The sequence below is a fragment of the Luteimonas sp. TWI662 genome (genome assembly GCF_039673825.1).
In the GTDB taxonomy this organism is placed as follows: Bacteria; Pseudomonadota; Gammaproteobacteria; order Xanthomonadales; family Xanthomonadaceae; genus Luteimonas.
In genome coordinates, this window is the sequence record NZ_JBDJMI010000023.1 from 57910 (window position 1) to 64280 (window position 6371).

7 protein-coding genes are annotated in these 6371 nt (G+C 69.7%); 5 read left to right on the forward strand and 2 right to left on the reverse strand.

The window, feature by feature from the left end; all coding sequences use genetic code 11:
- The first annotated feature begins 14 nt into the window (after positions 1–14).
- On the forward strand, positions 15–1160 hold the full coding sequence (locus ABE488_RS14550) for a prephenate dehydrogenase (protein WP_346449080.1): 1146 nt from the start codon (positions 15–17) through the stop codon (positions 1158–1160).
- Between the two features lie 10 nt (positions 1161–1170).
- Here ABE488_RS14550 and ABE488_RS14555 read toward each other — a convergent pair whose 3' ends face one another.
- A complete protein-coding gene (locus ABE488_RS14555; RefSeq protein ID WP_346449081.1) occupies positions 1171–1740 on the reverse strand; it encodes a DUF1415 domain-containing protein in 570 nt (189 codons plus the stop codon).
- 95 nt (positions 1741–1835) lie between these two features.
- On the opposite strand from ABE488_RS14555, the gene ABE488_RS14560 reads away from it, so the two are divergent.
- A complete protein-coding gene (locus ABE488_RS14560; RefSeq protein WP_346449082.1) occupies positions 1836–2990 on the forward strand; it encodes a heparan-alpha-glucosaminide N-acetyltransferase domain-containing protein in 1155 nt (384 codons plus the stop codon).
- An 18-nt stretch (positions 2991–3008) separates the two neighbouring features.
- Here ABE488_RS14560 and ABE488_RS14565 read toward each other — a convergent pair whose 3' ends face one another.
- On the reverse strand, positions 3009–3491 hold the full coding sequence (locus ABE488_RS14565) for a YajQ family cyclic di-GMP-binding protein (protein ID WP_346445165.1): 483 nt from the start codon (positions 3489–3491) through the stop codon (positions 3009–3011).
- 134 nt (positions 3492–3625) lie between these two features.
- On the opposite strand from ABE488_RS14565, the gene ABE488_RS14570 reads away from it, so the two are divergent.
- The 3 genes from ABE488_RS14570 to ABE488_RS14580 all read left to right on the forward strand — a co-directional run bounded on the left by ABE488_RS14570 (position 3626) and on the right by ABE488_RS14580 (position 6257).
- A complete protein-coding gene (locus ABE488_RS14570) occupies positions 3626–4675 on the forward strand; it encodes an NAD(P)-dependent alcohol dehydrogenase (RefSeq protein ID WP_346449087.1) in 1050 nt (349 codons plus the stop codon).
- 74 nt (positions 4676–4749) lie between these two features.
- Complete coding sequence (locus tag ABE488_RS14575; RefSeq protein WP_346445166.1) at positions 4750–5664, forward strand: DMT family transporter; 915 nt, start codon at positions 4750–4752, stop codon at positions 5662–5664.
- Between the two features lie 56 nt (positions 5665–5720).
- Positions 5721–6257 (forward strand): DUF1453 domain-containing protein, encoded by a 537-nt coding sequence (locus ABE488_RS14580; protein WP_346445167.1) that lies wholly within the window; start codon positions 5721–5723, stop codon positions 6255–6257.
- The last annotated feature ends 114 nt before the right edge of the window (positions 6258–6371 follow it).

A 6371-nucleotide genomic window follows, 5' to 3' on the forward strand; every position in this document is an offset into this window, starting at 1 on the left:
GCGAGAATGGCCGGATGACAGATGCCCACGCCCCTCACGACACGCCGCTACCCGAATCACCGGTCGTCGGCATCGTCGGCAGCGCCGGCGCCTACGGCCGCTGGCTGCGCGGGTTCTTCGCTTCGCGCATGGGCCTGCGGGTGCTCGGCCACGACCCGGCGGACCCGGCCAGCGATGCGCCTGAGGCGTTGCTCGCGGCGGCGGACGTGCTGTTGTTCGCCGCGCCGATCCGCGCGACCGCGGCCGTCGTCGCCGACTGGACCGCGCGCTCGGCCGGGCGCGAGCGCGGGCGGTTGTGGCTCGACGTGACCTCGCTCAAGCAGGTGCCGGTCGCGGCGATGCTGCGGTCGCAGGCCGAGGTCGTCGGCCTGCACCCGATGACCGCACCGCCCAAGTCGCCCACGCTGCGGGGCCGCGTGCTCGTGGTCTGCGAAGCACGCCTGGCGCGCTGGCGGCCATGGGTGGCGCGGCTGTTGGCGGCGCTTGAGGGCCAGGTGGTGCAGGCCGATGCGGAGCGCCACGACCGAATCATGGCGCTGGTACAGGCGCTGGTGCATGCGGGCCATCTCGCCCAGGCCGGCGTGCTGCTCGACCAGGCGCCCGAAGGCGGCGGGTTGGTGGACCTGCTGCCGTTCCGCTCGGCCTCGTTCGAGCTCGATGCCGCGATGATCGCGCGGATCCTGTCGATGAACCCGGCGATCTACGAGGACATCCAGTTCGACAATCCCCACGTGGTCGGTGTGCTCGCCGACCTGGCGGCACGCACGGCGCACCTGCACGCCCTGGTGGCGCGCGGCGACGATGCCGCACGCGCGCAGTTCCGCGCGCTGCTCGATGCGCAGCGCCAGGCGCTGGGCGCAGCAGCGCTCGAGCAGGGCAACTACGCCTTCGAACGCGTCGGTTACCTGTTGGCCGATCTTGCCGGCGACCGCTGCGTCAGCGTGCACCTGCCGCTGGATCGGCCCGGTTCGTTGCGCGCGCTGTTGCACGTGTTCGAGCGCCACGGGGTGAACCTGGGGTCGATCCATTCCTCGCGCACGCCCGGCGGTGAACTGCATTTCCGCATCGGGTTGATGGCCGGTTGCGATGGCGATGCGCTCGCAGCCGCGACCCGGGAGATCGACGCCAGCGGGATCGGCCGGGTGATCGAACGCGACTAGGTCGACACGGCTAGTGGCGAGCGCGCAGCAGCGCGTCCCAGCCCGCGTGGCCCAGTCGTTGGAGCGTGTGGATGTTGCGTTCGACGATCGCGTCGGGGTCGGGGTAGATCGCCACCGCGCGCTCGACGCTGTCCTCGCGCAGCAGATGCAGGGTGGGATAGGGCGAGCGGTTGGTGCAGTTGCCGATGTCGTCGTCGGGCACGCCGGCGAAGCGGTAGTCGGGGTGGAAGCTGGCGACCTGCAGCACGCCGTCGAGGTCGAGCGACTCGACCAGGGCATCGGCCGCGTCCAGGAAGTCGTTGTAATCGAGGAAGTCCTGCAACACGTGCGGGTGCACCAGCAGCGTGGTGTCGGTGGTCTGCACCGGGGTGTCGCGCAGGTGGCGCAGTTCCTCGCCCAAGCGTTCGAGCAGGGCTTGGGGCGTGGTCGCCTCGCACAGTACAAACCGCACCTGATCCTTGACGTACACCGCCTTGGCGAACGGGCACAGGTTCAGCCCGATCACGGCGCGCTCGACCCATCGCCGGGTGGCGGTCAGCGGATCGTCGGGGGCGGGCGCGTCAGGGAGCTGTGCGGTCACGGGAACGGCGCTGCGGACGGTGGCGCAGTCTAGACCAGCCGACGGGCGGTGATCGATATGTTATAAAATAACTGTTTCAGCTGTTGCGATTCGCCATGCCTGTTGCCGCCCCATCGCCTCGCGCGCGTCTGGTCCAGATCGATCTGCTGCGCGGTCTGGTCATGCTGTTGATGCTGCTCGACCACGTGCGCGAGACGTTCTTCCTGCACATGCAGTTGTCCGATCCGGTCGACGTCGACGACGTGTCGCCGCTGTTGTTCGGCTTCCGTCTGCTCGCGCATTTGTGCGCCCCGGTGTTCGTGTTCCTGACCGGGCTGTCGGCCTGGCTGTACGGTCAGCGCCAGCCGGACCCGCGCGCGGCGACTGCGGCCTTCCTGTTCAAGCGCGGGCTGTTTCTGGTGGTGCTGGAGGTGACCCTGGTCAACTTCGCCTGGACGCTGCAGTTTCCGCCGCAGACGCTGTACCTGCAGGTGATCTGGGCGATCGGCCTGTCGATGCTGGCGCTCTCTGCGCTGCTGTGGCTGCCGCGTCCGGCGCTGGTCGCGCTCGGTCTGGCGCTGGTGGCCGGCCACAACCTGCTCGATGGGGTGCGCGTGGAGGGGGGCTGGTCCGGGGTGTGGGCGGTCCTGCACCAGCGCGCCTGGTTCGAGCCGATCGACGGCATGCGAGTGCGCACCTCGTATCCGGTGTTGCCGTGGATCGGCGTGATCGCACTCGGACATGCGGCCGGTCCCTGGTTCGCGGCCGGCTTCGACCCCGCGCGTCGCCGTCAGCGATTGCTGACTTGGGGATTGGGTGCGCTGGCGGCGTTTGCCGGACTGCGGTTGGTCAACGGTTACGGCGAAGCGCCCTGGCACGTCGGCGAGGATGCGCTACGCACCGCGATGGCATTGTTCAACGTCACCAAGTATCCCCCGTCGCTGCTGTTCCTGTGCCTGACCCTGGGCACGGGACTGTTGTTGCTGCGCCTGTTCGAGCGCCCCTCGCTGGCGCGGCGGCTCGAACCGGTCGCCGTCTACGGATCGGCGCCGATGTTCTTCTATCTGCTGCACCTGTGCGCGCTGAGACTGCTGTACCTGGCTGCGGTGGCCGTGTGGGGCCACACTCAGGGCACGCTCTTCGGCTTCGACGACCCGGCCTGGCTGCTGCCGGTCGCCGTGGCGCTGGCGGTGGCGCTGTATCCGGCCGTGCGCTGGTTCGCCGCGCTCAAGGCGCGGCGTCGGGACTTGCGCTGGTTGCGTTACTTCTAGCGCGGGCGAAGGCAGCGCTCAGTCGCGGAAGTTGTCGAACTGCAACGGCAGTTCGAACTCGGTGCCGCGTAGCAGCGCGATCGCCGCCTGCAGGTCGTCGCGCTTCTTGCCGGTCACGCGCAGCTTGTCGCCGTTGATCTGGCTGTCGACCTTGAGCTTGGCGGTCTTGAGTGTGGTCTGGATCTTCTTGGCCAGGTCGCGTTCGATGCCCTGCTTGACGGTGACCTTCTGCCGGGCGCCGGCGAGGTTGGTGTCGATGTCGCCGAACTCCAGGCAGCGCACGTCGATCTTCCGCGCCGCCAGGCGCTGACGCAGGATCTCGGTCATCTGCTGGAGCTGGAACTCGCTCGGGGCCGACTGGGTGATCACCGCGTCCTCGCGCTCGAACGCGGCCTCGACGCCCTTGAAGTCGAAGCGGGTGGTCAGTTCGCGGTTGGCCTGGTCGACCGCGTTGGTCAGTTCGTGGGTGTCGACTTCGGAGACGACGTCGAAAGACGGCATGGGGCACCTGGCAGTGGGGAAACGGCCCGCAGGGTAACGCAGGCGGCGTGGAACGTTGCATCGTGCGTTCGCCACATCCCGTGCGCGGCCGACGCACCACAATGGCGTCTCCCCCGCTGTCGCAGATCGCCGTCATGTTCGAGACCCCTGCCTACGCCGCCGCGGACGCCACCGCGCCGCTCGCGCCCACCACGATCCAGCGCCGCCCGCCCGGCCCGTCCGAGGTGCTGATCGACATCCTCTATTGCGGCGTCTGCCACTCCGACCTGCACCAAGTGCGTGACGAGTGGGGCGGGTCGATCTTTCCGATGGTGCCCGGCCACGAGATCGTCGGCCGCATCGCCGAGGTCGGCAGCGCGGTGACCGCGTTCGCGGTCGGCGATGCCGTGGGTGTCGGCTGCTTCGTCGACTCGTGCCGGACCTGCCCGCAATGCCGCGCCGGCGAGGAGCAGTTCTGCGAGGACGGCATGACTGCCACCTACAACGCGATGGCGCGCGACGGCAGTGGGCCGACCTATGGCGGCTACTCGACCCGGATCACGGTCGATGCGGCCTATGTGCTGCGGATCCCCGATGCGCTGCCGCTCGATGCCGCCGCGCCGCTGCTGTGCGCGGGCATCACCACGTATTCGCCGCTGCGCCATTTCGTTGTCGCGCCCGGCGATGAGGTCGCGGTCGTCGGCCTGGGCGGGCTCGGGCACATGGCGGTCAAGTTCGCGGTCGCGATGGGCGCGCGGGTGACGGTACTGAGCAGTTCGGAATCCAAGCGTGCCGACGCACTGGCGCTCGGTGCGCACGCGTTCGCGGCCACGCGCGACCGGGCCACGTTCAAAGCGCTGGCCAAGTCCTTCGATTTCATCGTCGACAGCGTGTCGGCCGAACACGACTACAACGCGTATCTGTCGCTGCTGCGTGTCGACGGCACCATGATCCTGCTCGGCATTCCCGAGGCGCCGGCGCCGGTCGCGGCCGGCGCGCTGATCATGCAGCGCCGGCGGCTGGCCGGTTCGCTGATCGGCGGCATCGCCGAGACCCAGGAGATGCTCGACTTCTGCGCCGAACACGGCATCGTGTCCGACATCGAGCGCATCGGCATCGCCGACATCGAGACCGCCTACGCGCGCATGCGCAAGGGCGACGTGCGCTACCGCTTCGTCATCGACATCGAGACGCTGCGGCGCTGAGGGCCGGTGCGCGCCGGATGCCCGGCGCGCGCTTCCGTGCGAGGATGGACGCCCCCTGTTCATCCTTCGCGATCATGTCCAGTGCCGCCCTGCCGACCGATGCCCGCGCCGCTGTGTGGTGGATGCTGTTGGCGGTGCTCGCGTTCGCCGGCATGGACGCGGGCATGAAGTGGATCGCCGAGGACTATTCGGCGTTCCAGGTCGCGACGTTCCGCAGCCTGACCACGCTGCCGCTGATCGCGGCGTGGATCTTGGTGCGCGGTCGCGGCGGTACGTTGTGGCGGATCCATTGGCCGTTGCACCTGCTGCGCGGCGTGCTCGGCGTGGGCATGATTGCCGGCTTCGTGTACGGGCTGGCGCGCATGCCGCTGTCGACTGCGTACGCGATCGTATTCGTCTCGCCGCTGCTGGTCACCGCACTGGCGGTGCCGCTGCTGGGCGAGCGGGTGGGCCCGCGCCGCTGGACGGCGATCGCGGTGGGCATCGTCGGCGTGCTGGTGGTGCTGCGCCCGACCGGCGAGGGCGTCGCCACGCTGGCCGGCCTAGCGGTGGTGCTCGGTGCGCTGTGCTACGCGGTCGCCTCGATCACCGTGCGGATCCTGGCGCAGCGCGACAGTCCCGAATCGCTGGTGTTCTGGTTCCTGGTGCTGATGGCGGTGTTCGCCGGCCTGCTGGCCTGGCGCGATTGGCGGCCGCTCCAGACCGAGCACCTGGGCGTGCTGGCGCTGATCGGCAGCGCGGGCGCGCTGGGGCAGGTGGCGATGACGCATGCTTTCCGCCTCGGCGAGGCCAGCCAGGTCGCGCCGCTGGAGTACACCGCGCTGCTATGGGTGATCGTGCTCGATCTCACGCTCTGGGGCGTGCTGCCCGATGCGCCGACCTGGCTGGGCGCGGCGATCATCGTCGCCAGCGGCCTGTACATGTTCCGCCGCGAGCGAGTGGTCGCCGACCCGCCGGTGCGCCATCCGGATGCGACGCCGCCGCCCTAGGGGGACGACCGGCGCCGCCGACGTCGCAGCCACGCTGCGTGCCGCACACTGCCGCCATGCCTATCGTCCTGTTGCTCGTCTTCGTCCTGGCGCTGTGCGCGGCGATGCTGCTGTTGTGGCCGCTGGCGCTGTGGAACCGCTATCGCGTCGGGACCTCGCGCCGGCGCCCGCCGCGCTGGCTGACCCGGCTCAATGCGTGGCTGCTGCCGGGCTCGGCGTTGCTGTTTCTCGGCGCAATGGGCGTGACCAACCTGTTCGTTGCGCATGCGTTCGTCTATGCCGGATTGGGGCTGCTCGCCGGCCTGGCGACGGGCGGGGTGGGCTGGGCGTTGACGCGGGTCGAGCATCGGCCCGGCGCGGTCTGGTACACGCCCAACCGCTGGCTGGTGCTGGCGTTGACCCTGGTCGTGGTCGCGCGGGTGATCGCGGGTATCTGGCAGGCCTGGGAGCGCTGGCGCGGCAACGTCGAGCTTCTGGCGGCCTGGGGCCCGCTCGGCGAGCCGGCCGGGTTGTTCGCGGTCGCCGGGCTGGTGCTCGGCTACCACGCCGCCTACGCGGTGCTGCTGCAATGGCGTCTGGGGCGCTGGCTCTGAGGCCTGTGGCGTTCGATCGGCTCACCGCCCGGGGGTTGCGTAGAGCCGGGGGGGGGAAACCCGGGGGGAGGGGGGGGGGGAGAGCGCCGAAGATAAAAAAAAGACACACAGAAA